At 42.1% G+C, this 18,014-nt stretch carries 10 protein-coding genes; 8 read left to right on the forward strand and 2 right to left on the reverse strand.

The features are described from left to right. The first annotated feature begins 716 nt into the window (after nt 1-716). From EWE74_RS18310 to EWE74_RS18345, 8 genes are all read left to right on the forward strand, one after another. Complete coding sequence (locus tag EWE74_RS18310; RefSeq protein ID WP_130143097.1) at nt 717-2,294, forward strand: DUF4832 domain-containing protein; 1,578 nt, start codon at nt 717-719, stop codon at nt 2,292-2,294. Nucleotides 2,295-2,392: 98 nt separating this feature from the next. Further along, nucleotides 2,393-5,461 (forward strand): SusC/RagA family TonB-linked outer membrane protein, encoded by a 3,069-nt coding sequence (locus tag EWE74_RS18315; RefSeq protein WP_130143098.1) that lies wholly within the window; start codon nt 2,393-2,395, stop codon nt 5,459-5,461. 8 nt (nt 5,462-5,469) lie between these two features. Beyond that, the gene (locus EWE74_RS18320) at nt 5,470-7,194 is read left to right on the forward strand and encodes a RagB/SusD family nutrient uptake outer membrane protein (protein ID WP_206365295.1); all 1,725 of its coding nucleotides are present in this window, start codon (nt 5,470-5,472) and stop codon (nt 7,192-7,194) included. Between the two features lie 46 nt (nt 7,195-7,240). After that, nucleotides 7,241-8,881, forward strand: a complete 1,641-nt coding sequence (locus EWE74_RS18325) for a SusE domain-containing protein (protein WP_130143099.1) — start codon at nt 7,241-7,243, stop codon at nt 8,879-8,881. Nucleotides 8,882-8,920: 39 nt separating this feature from the next. After that, on the forward strand, nt 8,921-10,522 hold the full coding sequence (locus EWE74_RS18330) for a DUF4832 domain-containing protein (RefSeq protein ID WP_130143100.1): 1,602 nt from the start codon (nt 8,921-8,923) through the stop codon (nt 10,520-10,522). Nucleotides 10,523-10,557: 35 nt separating this feature from the next. Further along, nucleotides 10,558-11,766, forward strand: a complete 1,209-nt coding sequence (locus EWE74_RS18335) for a glycoside hydrolase family protein (protein ID WP_130143101.1) — start codon at nt 10,558-10,560, stop codon at nt 11,764-11,766. Between the two features lie 25 nt (nt 11,767-11,791). Beyond that, the gene (locus EWE74_RS18340; protein ID WP_130143102.1) at nt 11,792-14,071 is read left to right on the forward strand and encodes an FAD-dependent oxidoreductase; all 2,280 of its coding nucleotides are present in this window, start codon (nt 11,792-11,794) and stop codon (nt 14,069-14,071) included. Between the two features lie 8 nt (nt 14,072-14,079). Continuing rightward, nucleotides 14,080-15,765, forward strand: a complete 1,686-nt coding sequence (locus EWE74_RS18345; RefSeq protein WP_130143103.1) for a sodium:solute symporter family protein — start codon at nt 14,080-14,082, stop codon at nt 15,763-15,765. A gap of 31 nt (nt 15,766-15,796) precedes the next feature. Here the strand turns inward: EWE74_RS18345 and EWE74_RS18350 are convergent, their stop codons facing one another. Next, entirely contained in the window at nt 15,797-16,609 is an 813-nt protein-coding gene (locus EWE74_RS18350; RefSeq protein ID WP_239018717.1) for a hypothetical protein, read from the reverse strand. Nucleotides 16,610-16,687: 78 nt separating this feature from the next. Next, a complete protein-coding gene (hemL, locus tag EWE74_RS18355) occupies nt 16,688-17,998 on the reverse strand; it encodes a glutamate-1-semialdehyde 2,1-aminomutase (RefSeq protein WP_130143105.1) in 1,311 nt (436 codons plus the stop codon). Between the last annotated feature and the right edge of the window lie 16 nt (nt 17,999-18,014).

The raw sequence follows: 18,014 nt of genomic DNA on the forward strand, positions 1-18,014 counted from the left end.
CTTTCTTTTAACATGGTTTCATTTACCTTTGAGCTTTTGTTGTATATCGTTTAAAGAATGTTACGTAGCATGACTTTTATCTTGTTACACTTTATTGCTTCCTTGTATTACTTCACTTTAAAGAGACACGTATTTGGTTTATAGGCGTCTGGGAATGTGCTGTGCTTGTACGTCTTTATTTCAAAGAGATATCTGTCTGGCTTATCGGTGTCAGGAGATAAGGTGTACGCGTATCTGTTTACTTCAAGGAGGTGGGCTTTTGGTTTCTGGATGTTCAGGAATACGTTTTGGTTGTACGTCTTTATTTCAAAGAGGCATCTATCTAGCTTCTCGATGTCAGGAGATAAGCTCTACGCGTGCCTGTTTACTTCAAAGAGGTATGTATTTGGTTTATAGTTGTTCGGAAATACGCTGTGCTTATACCTGTTTACTTTAAAGAGATGTACGTTTGGTTTATAGCTGTCCGGAAGAACCGACCATGTCGTATTTTAATGATGGAGAATAAGCCAGCGCAATACCTAAAAAAATAAATAGAACTTTTTTTTAAAAAATTTGGTATTTAAATATTCTTCTCTTATGTTTGTTTTATAATTATAGACCACACCAGACCAGACTAGTTTTTTTAGTCTATTTTGGACGGCGCCAATTTTGAAGGAAATATAATCGATGACTTTTTTAGAATTGGAATTGTACATAAATATAAAAATGTTTATTCAATGAAGATTAAATTACTGCTAGCCGTTTTATTTTACGCCAATGTTATGTTGGGACAGCAAAACGCTCTTACAAGAATCGCTACAATCACAAACGTCGAATCGGTAAAAATTAGTGATGAAAACGGAACTATGTTGGTGTCGCCGCTGTACGACGAAACAACAGTGCTCCATAACCCATTGAACGGTTGGGTGATGTATGCTGGACGTACCGCAGAACCGTCTTATTGGGATAAGGAGTATTATGTGTCCGATATCGGTACATCTGTCAAAGTTAAAGACTATGCCTCGGCGGGCTATATACGAACGAGTTGGTCATCACTGAATCCAGCTGAGGGTGTCTACGCTTGGCGTAATCCCCATTCACAAATTGGCCGGCTGATCAATGGGGCAAAAGAGCGTGATTTGCCAATTGCCTTTCGTATTGTTGTTGACGGGCGTGATCAAGGTATGAACACCCCGCACTTTGTATTCGATGCAGGTGCGCAGTATTATATTGAAAATAGTTCCTTTCCAGACCGTTTGACCCCTCTTCCGCAAGATCCCATATTTAAAAAGTATTATACCAAATTTATTGAAGCATTCGCTCAGGATTTTAACAATCCAGACGAAGTCGCTTTTATTGATGCATACGGTTTCGGTAAATGGGGAGAGGCGCACAATGTCGTTTATGCTGATCCAAAGTACGCTACAGCGGAGGATACGGAAAGGTGGAAAGAGGAAGTGTTGGAATGGGTGACGGATCTCTATACAAAAAACTTCACTCATATACCTTTAATCATTAACTATCATCGTTTGATCGGACATCCCGAAAGTTGGGGAGAGCCTCATAAAAACAGCGAAAAGCTTTTGGAAATAGCTATTAACAAGGGGTACAGTCTTCGACAGGATGCCTTTGGGATGACAGATTATTATCAGGCTTGGGAAAAGATGTTTGCCGATAAGTGGAGATTCAAGCGACCAATCTTGATGGAAGGGGGCTGGATTACAGCGGGAGCGCATCGCTATTGGCTTGACTCGAGTAAGAATTACAGAAAAGACTACCCGGAAGACGTGCGAAAAGGGGAATTCGATACTGCGGCAGATGCGCACGTTAATATGATGGACTTCCGCGCAGGCGATACTGATTCTTGGTTTGAAAAAGCTTTTCCTTTAGTACAACGTTTTGTTTCGGAAGGTGGTTATCGCTTATATCCGGATCAAGTATATTTGCCCACTATCGTAAAAGCCGGCAAAGAAATATCTATATCACATCGTTGGCAGAATATGGGATGGGGGTATTTGCCCAATAATATTCCACAATGGAATTTTAAATATAAAGTTGCGTTTGCTCTTCTCGACGAAAGAGGAAAGGTGAAAAAGATTTTCGTTGATCAAGATAGTGAACCCGCAGATTGGTTGAAAGATCATCCAGTGAATTATATCTATAATGTGAAGATTGATGTGCCTGTAGGACGTTATTTTTGGGCGGTAGCTATAGTAGATACTACAAAGGAAAGCCGGCCAGCAATACAGTTGGCAGTGAAAGGAGATATGACGCCCGAGGGTTGGTTAAAGCTAACAAATACGGACGTAAAATAACGTGAAAGGGGAGCAGCTACTGTTGATCTATATGAATGTTGCTAAATCTTAACAAATAATAGATAAACTATTAATCAACTAAACAAACAAATATAATTATGACAAGACACAGAATTGTTTTTTCCTTGTTAGCCGTCTTTTATTCTATGTGGAGCTGGGCGCAACAGGAAATGTTAGTAAAGGGAACGGTGTCCGATAAACAAGGGGCGTTTTCAGGCGTTAGTGTTAACGTTGCTGGCACTGTAACCTCTACTGTAACAGATGCTCAGGGCGCTTACACTATCCGTATATCGTCATCAAATGCGGAACTGATATTTTCGGCAGTGGGATATGTTACACAACAAGTGGTCGTCGGAACTAGCAAAACAATCGACGTCACGTTAGAAGAAGAGATGTCGTCTTTAGATGAGGTTGTAGTGGTGGGGTACGGCGAAGTACGAAAAAAGGATCTTACGGGTGCGGTTAGTTCGGTAAAGGGCTCGGATTTGGCAGAGCGGAAGACAACAACTTTGTCAGCTTCTCTGCAAGGAGCAGTGCCAGGACTCATGGTTCGACGGGATAATAATGCACCGGGCGCATCTGCTGGTAGTATGCATATCCGTGGAGTGACGACGATTGGAGATTCCGCACCTTTAGTTATTATTGACGGCGTTCCTGGAAGCATCGATCATGTCAACCCCAATGATGTTGAAAGTATTTCTGTGCTTAAAGATGCTGCATCAGCTTCTATTTATGGCTCTCGAGCTGCTGCCGGTGTTATTTTGGTAACGACTAAAAGAGGCAATCGTTCTAGTCTTAACTTAACCTATACAGGTGAGCTCGGGGCAGATATACCGACGATACAGCCTAAAATGGTAGGGGTGACCCGCTATCTGGAAATGGCTAATGAGTTGCGCTATAACGACAATCCGGTGGGTGGGTTCTATCAGGATTATAGTGCAGATCAAGTAAAAAATTGGATTTCTAATCATGACGCTGATCCTAATAATTATCCGCTGACCGACTGGAGGAATTTAATTTTGGATGATTATTCTTTACGTCAGACACACACGATTGGTGTTTCCGGTGGCAATGATAAAGTTCGCAGTAAAGCTTCATTAGCTTATGACGATGTAGATGGGTTGTACGGTATTCGTAATTTCAAGCGAATCATGCTTCGTGTGAATAACGATTTCACAATTAGCGATATTATAGGTGCTTCGTTGGATATGAATGTTCGAAATGCTCGAAACCAGACACCTTATTATTCTCCATTTTCTTTGCTACGGCAGATGCCGGCAATATATGCCGCAACTTGGGACGATGGACGTATCGCGGAAGGTAAATCGGGGGGGAACCCATATGGTCTGTTACAGATGGGAGGCGATCGCGATGCGCGGAGTACGCAGATTGGAGGAAGAGGTGTTTTGGATATTAAACCTTTTTCTGGATTTAAAGTATCGGCTATTGTGTCACCCTATATGAATTTTTCAAAGAGCAAGGCTTTCAGAAAGAAAGCTTTTTACACCTTAGCAACTGATCCGAATGCCTTTGGAGGTTGGTTGGAAGACAATGCCAATCCATACAGTACTACACGGTTGGCGGAGGAACGTAATGACGATTATAACATTACCTCACAATTAATAGCGAATTATATAAAATCGTTCGGCAAGCATCATGTTACGGCAATGATCGGATACGAAAATTATTATCAGAAATGGGAAAATCTGGGAGCCTCCAGAGATCAATATATTTTAGATCAATACCCCTATCTGAATGTAGGTCCGGAGGACTATCGCGATAATAGCGGGGATGCACAAGCATACACTTACAATTCTTATTTTGGTCGGATCATCTACAGTTATGCCGACAAGTATCTGGTACAGATAAATACCAGACGTGACGGTTCATCGCGTTTCCACCGTGACAACAGATGGGGTACATTTCCATCGTTCTCTGCGGGATGGGTAATCAGTGAGGAACAGTTTGTAAAGAATGCTAATCTTAAAGAGTTGTCTTTCTTGAAAATTCGTGCATCTTGGGGAAAATTAGGTAATGAACGAATTGGTAGCTACTATCCATATATGTCATTAATGACCTTTGGAAATGCTTTGTTTTATCGAAACGGAGAGCTCATATCTGACAACACCGCAGCGCAAAGAACATTGGCCGTAGAAGATATTTCGTGGGAAAAAACAGAATCAACCGATATCGGTTTGGATGCTGCTTTTTTTGATAACCGCTTAACGATTACGACCGACTATTATTGGAAGAAAACAGCGGGGATGCTACTTAGTATCAATATCCCGGGATCTGTCGGACAAGGTATTTCCGAAATGAATGCTGGAGAAATGTCGACCAAAGGTTTTGATCTTGAAATTGGCTGGAAGGATCGGAAAGGGGACTGGAGCTATGGTGTAAATGCCAATTTATCAGATTTTTTGTCAAAACTAGACGATATGAAAGATACGCGAGTTATCAGTGGTAACAAGCTCAAAGAATCTGGCGTATATTTTAATGAATGGTATGGTTATAAAAATGAAGGTTTATTTTTGACCGAAGAGGATGTAGCTAATTCGCCCAAGCTAAATAATCAAATACGAGTAGGTGATATTAAATATATGGATATTTCCGGTCCAGACGGCGTGCCGGACGGCATTATTTCTGCCGAATATGACCGGGTGCCATTGGGTAACTCCTTACCTCGGTTTCAATATGGTGGTCGAGTACACGCCGGTTATAAAAATATAAATCTTTCGATGACTTTTCAAGGAATAGGTAAGCAGAATGTTCGACTAGAGCGACAAATGGTCGAACCACTTCGCGCTAACTTTGGTAATATCCCGGCTATTATTGACGGTCATTATTGGAGTCCTTTTAATACGAATGAAGAGAATGCCGCTGCATTATATCCACGGTTAACGCGATCTAATATCGAAGCCAATATGGCCATGTCAGATTATTGGATGTTTAACGGGCGTTATTTCCGATTAAAAAATGTAACGCTGGGTTATACCGTTCCACAAAGATATACGGAAAAAGTCAAGATCCATAATCTACATGTATATGCAAGCGCTACGGATTTGTTTACGGTTAATAAATATCCCTCAGGTTGGGATCCAGAAATGGGCGTAAGCGCATATCCGATAACAACTACATTAGTCTTTGGTCTTTCTGTTAATTTTTAAAAGTTAAAATGATGAAATACATATTAAAAATATACGTGCTGGGATTGCTGTTTATACTTCATGCTTGTAGCGATATGGATTTAGCGCCGTTGTCGGAGGGAAGCAGTGAGACTTGGTATTCTACAGAAGAAGAGCTAAATATGGCCGTAAACGAATTCTATATCCTAGGTTATTGGAATCAGCCGTTGGAAAATTCAGAGCAATGGACAGACAATTTTACGTATCGAAATACACATCGAATGGATATTCTTTACGGGACCTTAAATGGTGGACAATGGGAAGCATACCGTTTGTGGGAACAAAGCTATAAGTTGATTGCACGAGCTAACGCTTTGTTGGAGAGAATTGATGACGCCGCAGCTGGAAATGTTAGCCAAAACAGGATTGATCAATATAAAGCAGAAGCGTACTTTGCAAGAGCTTGTAAATATGCCGATCTGATTTGCTATTTCGGGGATGTTGTTTACTATGATAAATCGCCCAGTCTGGACGAGGCTTTTGCAAAATCACGTACGGCGAAGGACGAAGTTATTCCTTTAGTGTATGAAGATTTTGACCGTGCAGCAGCACATCTTCCGGAATCTTATGGCCCCAATGCGGTGCACTTTACGAAAGGTGCAGCCTATGCCATGAAAGCACGTTTTGCATTATATATGGGGGATTGGAGCGTGGCAGCTGAGGCAGCTAAAAATTGTATAGATTTGGGAGTGTATGATTTACATCCAGACTTTGGAAATTTATTCTTAGCGAGTACCAAAGCGAATACACAGGAAAAAATATTTTCATTTCCGCGTTCTATTTCCAATGGCGTGGTGTTGGATCAGTGGATTGTCAATAATGAATTGACTAGGAATGCTGGTGGATATGGTTCAGCTGCCCCCTCTTGGGATTTACTAGCAGCTTTTCTTTGTACAGACGGCTTGCCGATAGATGAATCGCCGTTGTTCGATCCGCATAATCCTTTCGCTAATAGAGATCCCCGTTGCGCTAAGACAATCGTTGAGTTTGGAACAGTACATGTGGGTTTTGAATACAATACGCACCCAGAGGTGACACAGGTCATGAATCATAATACGGGGACAATGCAGGCGAATCAAGATAATCGAGCAATTAACCAATACGCTTCCTACAATGGGTTAAATTGGAAGAAAGGTATCAATGAATTGTGGACACAGAATGGTAGGACTGTAGACCGGGATTACGTCATAATGCGGTACGCAGATGTATTGCTAATGTATGCGGAAGCGAAAATTGAATTAAATGAAATTGATAATTCGGTGCTAGACGCGATGAATAGAGTGCGCGCTCGCGGATATAATGTTAATTTTTCAGAGACTGATAAGTATCCGGCGATAACAAGTCTAGATCAGACGGCTTTGCGAAGAACTGTGCGTTTGGAAAGACGTGTGGAACTTGCCAATGAAGGGCTACGCTATATGGATTTGATCCGTTGGCGATTAGCGACAAAAGCATTAAATACGAAAAACTACGGTATTTTATACCCGGCTTCTGAACTGATCGATAAGGTGGTTTCAAAAGGTCATTGGTTTTGGGCATACACACCTCAGATTGATGAAGATGGCATCGCTGATTTTTCACAGATGGAAAATGCTGGATTGATTTCGGTCCTCTCGCAACGCGTCTGGGATGAGCGTCAATATCTTTGGCCGTTACCGACTGCGGAATTGGAAATATCTCCCAATTTGATCACAGACAATAATCCAGGATACTAAATACTAACTTATTCCGTAAAACGAATTATCTAAACCAGCATAAAATATGAAGAATAATAAATTAAATAATCTCATCAAACTGTCGTTCTGTATGTTTGTACTAACATTAATTGTGACTAGTTGTGATGATTTGGAAATAGACGATGCGTATTCACGTCATAATTATACTTTGGAAATGGAGGCCTCTTCGATTGAAGTTGTACTCGATGAAGAACGTCCTGATGATGTCGCGTTCACTATATCTTGGGAAGCCGCGGCTGATCTCGGTTTTGAATATAATACATCCTATCTTTTTGAGATAGAGTATGTAGGTGGTAGCGCCAAAGCAGCAATCATCGAATATGTTGCACAAGATGAGAGATCAAAGAGCTACACCCATGAGGAATTACAAAATATGTTGGTGGACTACTGGGAGAGGCCTACGGGAGCAACGAGTTCTTTACAAATTCGGATTACGACCAATACAGAAGGCCCACGCGTAATTATTCCAGAGGTAGCCACCGTAAATGTCAAGGTGAAAACGTATGGGCCTGCACCTTTTTTAGCGAATCGATTATTTATGAAAGGAACAGCCGTTGCAAAAGATGAGATAGAAATGTTGCCTGTCTCGGGTAATGCGAATATGTTTGTGTATACCGGTGATTTGACGGTAGGCTCTATTTATTTCCCTATTATTTATGGCGAGGACGTAAAGGTAAATGCAGTTGGTCCACGGCAAGATAAGGAAGAAGTTTCCGGTCTGCCGATGGATATACAGGTATCGGAAATAACGAAATCAGGCGCGTGGCAAATAATAGAGGCGGGTCAATATCGTGTTACCGTAAATCTGTCAACAAAGCAGATCAGTATCGTCCCTGCGAGCGATGTGCTTGACCTTGAAGGGTTGTTTATTGCAGGAACGGCTATAGGCGCAGAACTACAGATGGAACGTACGTTGGAAGACGATAATTGTTATGCATTTAGAGGTCATCTAAACGCAGGTACACTCTATTTGCCCATACTTTTTAATGGACAGCGACTTCTGTCTATTGTGCCGAGTTCTGCTGGAATACAGGCTATCGAGGATGGTATAACAACCAGCTTTGGGCAAGCAGAAACAGGTGCTGCCGGAACAGCAAGCCACTGGGAAATACAGACACCGGGTACCTACCGGATTATCGTACATGCTGAAACCAAAGATATCACAATTTATTCACCGGATACCGATCTACAGCCTAAAGTGGTATCTTGGAATAATACGGTGTTGCCACAAAATCCATATACTGCACCAATCACGGAACTATGGATGTACGGTGGATTTAATGGCTGGACTGGTGATGGTAATGGATTCAGTGGATTCCATAATGATTTCAAAATGGTTCAAAGCATAGCAAACCCGAATATATTCGTATATAAGGGAGCTACTTTGCCAAGGACAACAATCTCCGATGAGTTTACGAAACAAAGCTATACAGGATCATTACGGTTTGCTGTATCCAACATACATAACAATGTGTATGCTTTTGGTTCGAGCGCACCCGCACAACGAAATGTCAGCAATGGATATCTTATCGTTAATTCAAATGCTCCGCAGACGCTAGTAGAAGGTCAGGGAGATAATCGATATGCGTTTTTCTGTATACCATCGGGAACAAATTTCGTGGTCGTAGATGTGAAAAATTTAACAGTAACGTTCGACACGAAATAGAATATAAAAAGCAAATACTAAGGATAAAATATAATCATTATGAATACAATAAATGGTATGTTTTCAAAAATTTTATTACTTACGCTTACCCTAGCGTTTGTTGCTTGCAGTGATAAAGACGATGTCCTATCAAAGACGAGTGAAGATATAGATGTTGCAGGTAACGTAACAGTCGAGGTAACGCCAGAACGGAAAAAATTATTACGTAATCCCATGAATGGATGGGTGATTTATGCAGGTCTTGGAGATGGTTTATCGGACACATTCTGGGAGGATTATGATAACTTTCAGTCCGTCAAAGGTCGGGTTAAAGTGTCAGATTATGCGACAACACTTTTTATCCGTGGTGCATGGTCCGATTTTAATCCGGAAGAAGGTAAGTATGTGTGGGATGAAGATGTGAACACTAAACCTGCAAAGCGTTTCAAGGACTTGGTGTCGGGTGCATTGGAAAGAGATTTAAAGCTTGCTTTTTCATTTATTGTGGATAGCCGAGATAAGCATTACAATTTTACACCACAATATGTAATGGACTCGCCGAATATACAAGGATATGAGACGATAACCGGTACTGCTAGCCGTGTTTGGTCTCCTTATCCGGACGATCCTGTCTTTCAAAAACGCTATGAAGAATTTATTAAAGTCTTTGCCGATCGTTACGATGATCCGGATATTGTCCAATTTATCAGCGGTACAGGATTAGGAAAATGGGGTGAGTCGCATACCGTTTGGTATTCAACAGCAGACGATGGTCCACGAGAGGCTGTGTTTGATTGGGTAACAAGTCTGTATGCAAATGCGTTTAAGCGTGTGCCGATATTGATCAATTACCATCGCTGGATATTATCACGTCAAACATGGGATGGATCAAACTACGATCCAAATTCGGAAAGATTGCTGGAAAGTGCTATAGAAAAGGGATATTCTTTGCGGCACGATGCTTTCGGTATGAAAGGTTATTACACCACATGGGAGCAAAACTTTGCTCGGAAATATAAAAATAAACGCCCGATAGTCGCCGAAGGGGGCTGGGTAAAGATTTCTCATGGCGGATCGATTTCTGGAGATGGGTATAGCAACTATGCGGACGTTAGAAGAGGAGAGTTAGACCAAGCTAGGGGTGCGGCAGCTAATATGTTGGATTTACGATACAGTAAAAATATTGTGAATGGAGAGACGTTTTCTTGGTTTAACGACGCTTTTTATTTAGTGGAACAATTTATTGCCGAGGGTGGCTATAGACTATACCCAGATAGATTATCGTTACCGGCAAAGATAGCAAATGGTGCGAATATTACGATAGGACACCGATGGCATAATCTTGGTTGGGGGTATTGCCCGACCAATATCCCGCAGTGGCAAAATAAATATAAAGTAGCGTTTGCTTTGCTGGACAAAGAAGACTTGTTGCCGCAGTATATCCTGGTAGATGAAGAGCCTAGGTTGTCGGAATGGATAAAAGGATATCCTAAAGGTTATAAGTATTCTACCAAAATATCCGATGTAAATGTAGGAGATTATTATTGGGCGGTCGGTATTATTGACACGAGTAACGATAACGAAATAGGTATCCGAATTTCGGCAAAAGATGAGATAACGACAGAAGGATGGCTCAAATTGAGTGAAGTGAAAGTTCAGTGATTTCGATAAATGAACCGATAAAAATAGGAAAAGATATGAGATGTAATTTGAGAGTTGTAATTGTAGCCTTAATTTTAACCTTGGGATTAGGCTTGGTAAGAGGTTTTTCACAGGAATCATACTTGTCGCCTAACCTATATACGAAAGGTAGTCAGATAGAACGCATACAAAGAGCGGTGAATGACGCTATACATACAACAGGAAAGGTGGTTATTCCGAAGTATGATGCAGTAGAGAAAACGTCGGTATGGCTTATTGATCGAGCTATCTTATTGCCTGCAGATATCGAATTAGAACTGAATAATTGTAAGATTAAATTGTCTGATCTCTGCCGAGACAATTTTATTCGTTCTGCAAATACAGGCTTAGGTATATCTCGTATTGAAACCTTAAAAAACATCAAGATTGTAGGAAAGGGAAATGTACTGTTGGAAGGTGCAGATAACCCACGTTCAACTGGAGATCATAACAAAACTTTGTCTCAAAACCCAAGGCTTGGGTTTACACATTCGTATGGCAGTGACGCGGGCAAATCTGGTGAGAATCAAAAAGGAGGATGGCGTAACCATGCGATTATTATGGCGCATGTAGACGGGTTTGAAATTAGTGGGATTACGCTTAAAGATTATCACGCGCATGGTATCGTCTTAGAGCGCGCAAGAAATGGTATTATTAGCGATATTATTTTTGATGTAAGGCAAGCTGTTTCGATCGACGGTAAGGATCGAGTGATTCTGAACCAGGACGGTTTGGGTGTACGCTTTGGATGTAAGAATATCATTATTGACAATTGTAGAGGAAGAAGTGGGGATGATTTCATCAATATTGGTCTGACGGATACAGGAGCTAAAGCTGGGGAAGAGAATGTAAATGTGGTAAGTGGTTCTATATATGCAGGCGATACGGATGATATTTCCAATATATATCTGCAAAATTGGCAAGATTTCTATTCGATATCTCATCGGGCAATTCGTATTATGCCTATTGGGAAACTAAAAATTAAGAACGTCTTTGTAGAGAATATGATTATCAATAAATCTTCTAATCAAGGGTTAGTTGTAGAATATACTTCCAATATTAAAAATCTTTTTGTCAAGAACTTGATTACGTATCACCCTGTTTCGGCAAAAGGAATTTCAGACGCAAGTTTTAGAGATATATCTTATATAGGCGACGGACAGGCGATTGACGTATCCAAGAGTGAATCGGTCTATATAGAAAATGTAAGAAGTGTTCGTGAGTAGAGGCCTTAGACAAGAAAACTAAAAAATGATAAAAAGAGAATTTGAAGGAAGCAGGGAATTAAAGAGAGAAACACACCAGACGGAACTTGCCATCGTTGGCGGAGGACTTTCGGGTGTATGTACAGCCATTACCGCGGCACGCCGGGGTGTCAAGGTCGTTCTGGTGCAGGACAGGCCGGTGTTAGGAGGGAACTCTTCCAGCGAGGTGCGTCTATGGATTTTAGGAGCGACTTCCCATCTCGGTAACAACAACCGTTGGAGTCGTGAAGGAGGAGTAATAGACGAGATATTGGTGGAGAATACCTATAGCAATAAAGAAGGAAATCCATTGCTATTTGATGCTATTCTGCTCGACAAGGTCAAGGCTGAACCCAATATTACGCTGTTGTTAAACACGGCAGTGTATGAAGTGCATAAAAAGAATGACGATACAATCAATTCGATAAAAGGATTTTGCAGTCAAAATTCGACGGAATATATCGTTTACGCACCATTATTTTGTGATGCATCGGGAGACGGTATCGTGGGTTTTCTTTCCGGTGCTGCATTTAGAATGGGAGCGGAAAAAAAAGAAGAATTTGGAGAGAAATTTGCGCCGACTGAGGAATATGGCGAGCTTTTGGGGCATAGCATGTATTTCTACACGAAGGATACCGGACGTCCGGTGAAATATAAAGCACCTGCGTTTGCGTTAGATGTGGCGAAAGAAGTGCCAAAATTCAGAAAGTTCAATGCGAAGGAGCACGGCTGTCAATTATGGTGGTTAGAGCATGGTGGGCGCATGGATACCATACACGACACCGAACAGATTAAATGGGATTTATGGAAAGTCATTTATGGAGCCTGGGATTATGTTAAGAATTCAGGCAATTTCCCCGAAGCAGACACCATGACATTGGAATGGGTCGGCACGATCCCCGGAAAGCGCGAAAGCCGCCGGTTTGAGGGGGATTATATGCTGCGCCAACAAGATATTGTTGAGCAGTGCGAACATGAAGATGCCGTGGCGTATGGGGGGTGGTCGATAGACCTGCATCCCGCCGATGGGGTGTTCAGCGAGAAGCCTGGTTGTAACCAATGGCATGCCAAAGGTATTTACCAAATCCCGTACCGTTGTCTTTATAGTAAGAATATCAAAAACCTGTTCCTTGGAGGACGGCTTATCAGCGCAACACACGTTGCTTTCGCGTCCACACGCGTCATGGCTACAGCGGCACATATCGGTCAGGCCATCGGTATGGCCGCCTATATTGCGAAGGAAAAACAATATCTTTACCCTCGCGATATCCTCACAGAAGGCTTTGTGCCAGAGCTTCAGCAGGAACTTCTTAAATCTGGGCAACATATTCCTAAACTGGCATTACAGGATGAAGGAGACCTCGTGCAGCACGCAAAACTGAATGCATCGAGCAACTTCGAATTGGAGACACTAAAGGCAGACTTTGCTCTGCCGATAGATACCGCCGTGGCACAGATGCTGCCCTTGGAAGCAGGCAAAGTCCCTGATATAACGATAGAAGCTGATGTAACGGAAGATACGGAATTGCGGGTGGAATTGCGAATGAGCAGCCGAACGGGAAATTATACACCGGATGTTACACTGGAAACTAAATGTATTCTACTGGAGAAGGGCAGAAGAACAATTAAACTGTCGTTTTCGGCAACGATGCCGGAGCGTGCATATGCGTTTGTGACTTTTCTCGAAAATACGGCGGTATCGTTATATCGTACGAATACCCGTGTTACCGGTGTGCTTACGGCGTTCAACCTCATCAATAAAGCGGTATCCAACTTTGGCAAGCAGACACCGCCCGAAGATATCGGTATGGAAGCGTTTGAATTCTGGTGCCCACAACGTAGACCGGATGGACACAATCTGGCGTTACAGGTCGAACCGGCGCTACGGTCATTTGGTGTCGAGCAGATAAAAACAGGTGTCTATCGCCCGACGACGGCACCTAACGCATGGGTAGCTTCGCTGGAAGATGCAGCACCCCAATTAAAAATAAATTGGGACGAACCACAAGAAATCCGTCAGATAGACTTATTTTTCGATACCGATTACGACCATCCGATGGAGAGTGTATTGATGGGACATCCCGAAGATGTGATGCCGTTCTGTGTACGGAATTATAAAATAGTAGACGATCAGGGGCATATTGTTTTTGAAAAAGAAGATAACTATCAAAGTATGAATCGAATCGAATTAGAACAGCCTGTTATAACAAGTGCATTGACCATTGTGGTCGACCGTCCTTCAGAAAATGTTCCCGCTTCCTTATTTTCCGTTCGCTGCTATAATTAAATAGAAAGATGGAGATTTTAGATTATATCATTATGCTGCTCTTTACGGGCATTGTTATAGCAGCAGGCTTGTCTTTTGGAAAAACAGGCAGTTCCATGAAGTCCTATTTTGCTGCAGGTGGGGCAGTTCCTTGGCGAATCAGTGGCTTGTCTCTATTTATGAGCTTTTTCTCGGCGGGTACGTTTGTAGTGTGGGGATCTATTGCTTATCAGCATGGTTTCGTAGCGATTGCCATTCAGATGACGATGTGTTTGGGAGGTCTTGCTGTTGGGATATTTATAGCACCTGCTTGGCAAAAATCCCATGCGCTGACAGCGGCGGAGTTCGTATCCCGTCGGTTGGGAATTAGTGTCCAGAAATTTTACAGTTATCTCATATTGTTGATCTCGTTGATGTATACAGGTGCTTTTCTTTATCCTGTGGCAAAAATTATCAATGTTTCTACCGGTTTTTCTATCGAAGCTTGTATTTTGGTGTTAGGGATCTTGATCATTCTGTATACCGTTGTGGGCGGACTTTGGGGTGTCATGATAACCGATGTCGTCCAGTTTATTGTGCTGACGGCTGCGGTTATTATTGTTGTTCCATTGGCGTTTGACCGCATAGGTGGTGTGGGGGAATTGTTTACAAATGCCCCTCCAGACTTTTTCCAAATTGTGAACGAGGAATATTCCTGGCTTTTTTTACTCGCATTCGCTACCTACAATGGGATATTTATTGGCGGAAACTGGGCTTATGTGCAGCGTTATACGACAGTGGATAGTCCTAAATCAGCCAGTAAGGTGGGATACTTATTTGCCGGTCTTTATCTTATCAGTCCATTTATCTGGATGTTACCCCCGATGATTTACAGGATAATTAATCCCGAATTGTCCGGTTTAGAAAACGAAGGAGCCTACTTGATGATGTGTAAAGAAGTGCTCCCGAAAGGACTTATCGGACTCATGTTGGGTGGTATGGTATTCGCTACGGCAAGTTCGGTGAATACCACCCTAAATCTTGCAGCCGCCGTATTTACGAACGATTTGTATAAATCGGTAAGACCTGATACCAAGCCGAAGCAGTTAATGTTTGTTGCTAAAATGGCAGTTGTAATCTTTGGAGCAATGACCATTGTTGTTGCATTATTAGTGCCGTCGGCTGGAGGGATCGTAGAGATTGTATTGAGTGTGGGGGCGGTAACAGGCTGTTCACTGTACGGGCCACCGATATGGGCGTTGTTCTCCAAGCACCACACAGGACATTCTATTCTTTGGTGCACTGTTTTAGGACTAGCTATTAATGTATATTTTAAATTTCTACATTCTTTGTTGACCGGCATCTCGTTAAGTAGGGCAGAGGAGATGTTGGCGGGCGCTGTTATCCCTTTTGCGTTGTTAGCGGGATACGAGGTGTGGGCAAGAAGCCGGAAGGGAATTGCTCGGGATTATATACATTATAAGGAAGAGCAACAGCGTATTGCAAATCAGCCAGAAGAGGAAGATACGGAAGAGCAGAGCAGCGAAGAGCAGAACCGTTACGGTCTGAAAGTCTTGGCACGTACGATGGCTATTACATCATTGATCTTCATCGTGCTGGCGCTTATCGCAGATCATAAAGCCTTGTGGATTACCTTATCTATTGGTATTATTGTCGCGTTAGGAGCTTGGTCTATCTTTCGGTATACAAACAAAAAAGTAAAGGCAGATGTATAGTCTGCCTTTACTTTTTTGTTGATTTTAATTCTTATTCCGCAGAAAGTGTAATCTTTCTCTCTACAGAAACGTTATCACCTGTTACAGCATTACCGTCTTTGTCAACAAGTGTCAGCTTAAATGTACTTTCACCCATAGGGAGGTTCAATACTTCATAAGGCACCCATTGATCTAGCAAGAATTCTTGTCCGTTGATGTCCGCTTTAACCTTGTTACCATCTGCACCTAAAGAGCCATTAACAATGAAAAAATCTAATAATAAGGATTTTGTGTCTTCCCCTTTGTATTCTCCTTTCGGACGGCTGTAGAATAACGCCGCTTGTCCTGAATCTGGTAACTCTTCAATTTTAGCATCCGCAGTAACTTTAAACTTTACTAATTTAGAAGCGTCATTTGTTTTGATCGACTCATGGAACGAGCGTGATAAAAATGACATCAAATAGTGCTCCGAGTTGAGGGCGACCGTCACGCTATGTTCAGGCTTATACAACGCTGCATAGGGCTCATTATCTAAAATGAAATGGATATGCTGTCCGTCATGCGAGTTTGCCATGTGGTGGTCATGCTCTGTTTGTGCGGTCAGTTCAAAATTGCTAACATTATATTTAACGGTAACTTTTGCGGAATCTGTGCCAACTTTTTCAGCTGTAATTGACGCGATTTCCAGGGTTGCTCCCGGAAACTCCTTCGCATGCGCTAAAGGATTTACGGCAATACTTCCAACAGAGTCAGCCAAAGCTGTAGTATCCTGTGTTTCACCATCTGTATTTTTTGTAGTTGGATTACATGCCACAAGTGTCGCTGATGCAGCAACAAATGCTAGGGCAATTTTCAAATTGGTCATTTTCATACCTTTTGATTTAATTATTTTTTATGATTTACTACTTCTGTTATTGAACAAATATAACAGAAAAAAGTTTTACTATGCAAAAACGGAATCTAAAGCGATTTGAATGGCTTCGATCGTTTGATTCAAATCTGCGGGGGTGTGTGCACTGGAAATGAACCCGACTTCGTATCCTGACGGACCGAAGTATATCCCTTGATTCAGCAGTGAACGGTGCATCACTTTATATTTTTCCATGGAAAGTGGATCAATTTCGTCGGCTCGCTTGATACTTGTTTGATCGGTAAAAGCAAACCAGAAAATAGAGCCAACCGTGAAAACCTGTACCGCATAGTTTTTCTGTTTTATATAGATGCGTATGGCTTCGACAAACTCTTGGGTTTTTGTTTCCTGTTTGGTATAAAAGTCGGGCTCTGCTAATACGCGTAGCGCGGCAATACCCGCAGACATAGCGACGGGGTTTCCGGATAAGGTGCCCGCTTGATATACACCGCCGTCAGGTGAAATATGTGCCATAAGTTCTTTGGAAGCTCCGTATGCACCGACGGGCATACCTCCCCCAATAATTTTTCCGTAGGTGATAATATCGGGTTGTATATCGTAGTATTTTGCTGCTCCTTCGAAGCCTAAACGAAAACCAGTGATTACCTCATCGAAAATAAGTAAAGCCCCCTTTTCTTTCGTAATTTGACGTAAGAAATGGATATAGTCTTTATCTTGAATAAGCAGACCATTGTTTGCTGGAATACCCTCGATAATAACGGCGGCTATCTGCTCGGGAAACGATGTGAAAGCCTCTTCAAGAGCCTGCCTATCGTTTAAAGAAATAACAATGGTTTCATCTGCGAATGCTTTCGGTACACCGGCAGAGGATGTTTCGCCGAAAGTAATTAAGCCAGAACCGGCTTTCACCAATAAGGAATCGGAATGTCCGTGATAACAGCCCTCAAATTTTACAATTTTATCCCTTTTTGTATAACCTCTTGCCAAACGGATAGCAGACATGACGGCTTCTGTTCCGGAGCTCACAAAACGAATTTTCTCGATGTAGCGATTATGGGTTAAAATCAATTCCGCTAGCTCATTTTCCAATCGGGTCGGCGCGCCGAAACTCAGTCCTTTGTTTAACTGTTGGGATACCGCTTCGCGTACTTGATCATGGTTGTGCCCTAAAATCAGGGGCCCCCACGAACAGCAATAATCGATAAATTCATTACCATCGGCATCCCATATCCGGGCTTTGTCTCCCCGTTCAATAAAAAGCGGTGTACCATATACTGATTTAAATGCCCGAACGGGAGAGTTTACCCCGCCGGGGAAATAATCTTTTGCTTTCTCAAAAAGCTCCGCAGATTTTTTACGGGAAATATCTTGTAGTTGTTTCATTTTGCAATTTGTTAAT

The sequence above is a fragment of the Sphingobacterium corticibacterium genome (assembly GCF_004208525.1).
Taxonomy (GTDB): Bacteria; Bacteroidota; Bacteroidia; order Sphingobacteriales; family Sphingobacteriaceae; genus Sphingobacterium; species Sphingobacterium corticibacterium.

What these genes read in the sequence shown, in the direction of transcription:
- EWE74_RS18310 (WP_130143097.1), top strand. Translation starts at nt 717, where the DNA reads ATGAAGATTAAATTACTGCTAGCCGTTTTATTTTACGCCAATGTTATG.
- EWE74_RS18315 (WP_130143098.1), top strand. Translation starts at nt 2,393, where the DNA reads ATGACAAGACACAGAATTGTTTTTTCCTTGTTAGCCGTCTTTTATTCT.
- EWE74_RS18320 (WP_206365295.1), top strand. Translation starts at nt 5,470, where the DNA reads ATGATGAAATACATATTAAAAATATACGTGCTGGGATTGCTGTTTATA.
- EWE74_RS18325 (WP_130143099.1), top strand. Translation starts at nt 7,241, where the DNA reads ATGAAGAATAATAAATTAAATAATCTCATCAAACTGTCGTTCTGTATG.
- EWE74_RS18330 (WP_130143100.1), top strand. Translation starts at nt 8,921, where the DNA reads ATGAATACAATAAATGGTATGTTTTCAAAAATTTTATTACTTACGCTT.
- EWE74_RS18335 (WP_130143101.1), top strand. Translation starts at nt 10,558, where the DNA reads ATGAGATGTAATTTGAGAGTTGTAATTGTAGCCTTAATTTTAACCTTG.
- EWE74_RS18340 (WP_130143102.1), top strand. Translation starts at nt 11,792, where the DNA reads ATGATAAAAAGAGAATTTGAAGGAAGCAGGGAATTAAAGAGAGAAACA.
- EWE74_RS18345 (WP_130143103.1), top strand. Translation starts at nt 14,080, where the DNA reads ATGGAGATTTTAGATTATATCATTATGCTGCTCTTTACGGGCATTGTT.
- EWE74_RS18350 (WP_239018717.1), bottom strand. Translation starts at nt 16,609, where the DNA reads ATGACCAATTTGAAAATTGCCCTAGCATTTGTTGCTGCATCAGCGACA.
- hemL (WP_130143105.1), bottom strand. Translation starts at nt 17,998, where the DNA reads ATGAAACAACTACAAGATATTTCCCGTAAAAAATCTGCGGAGCTTTTT.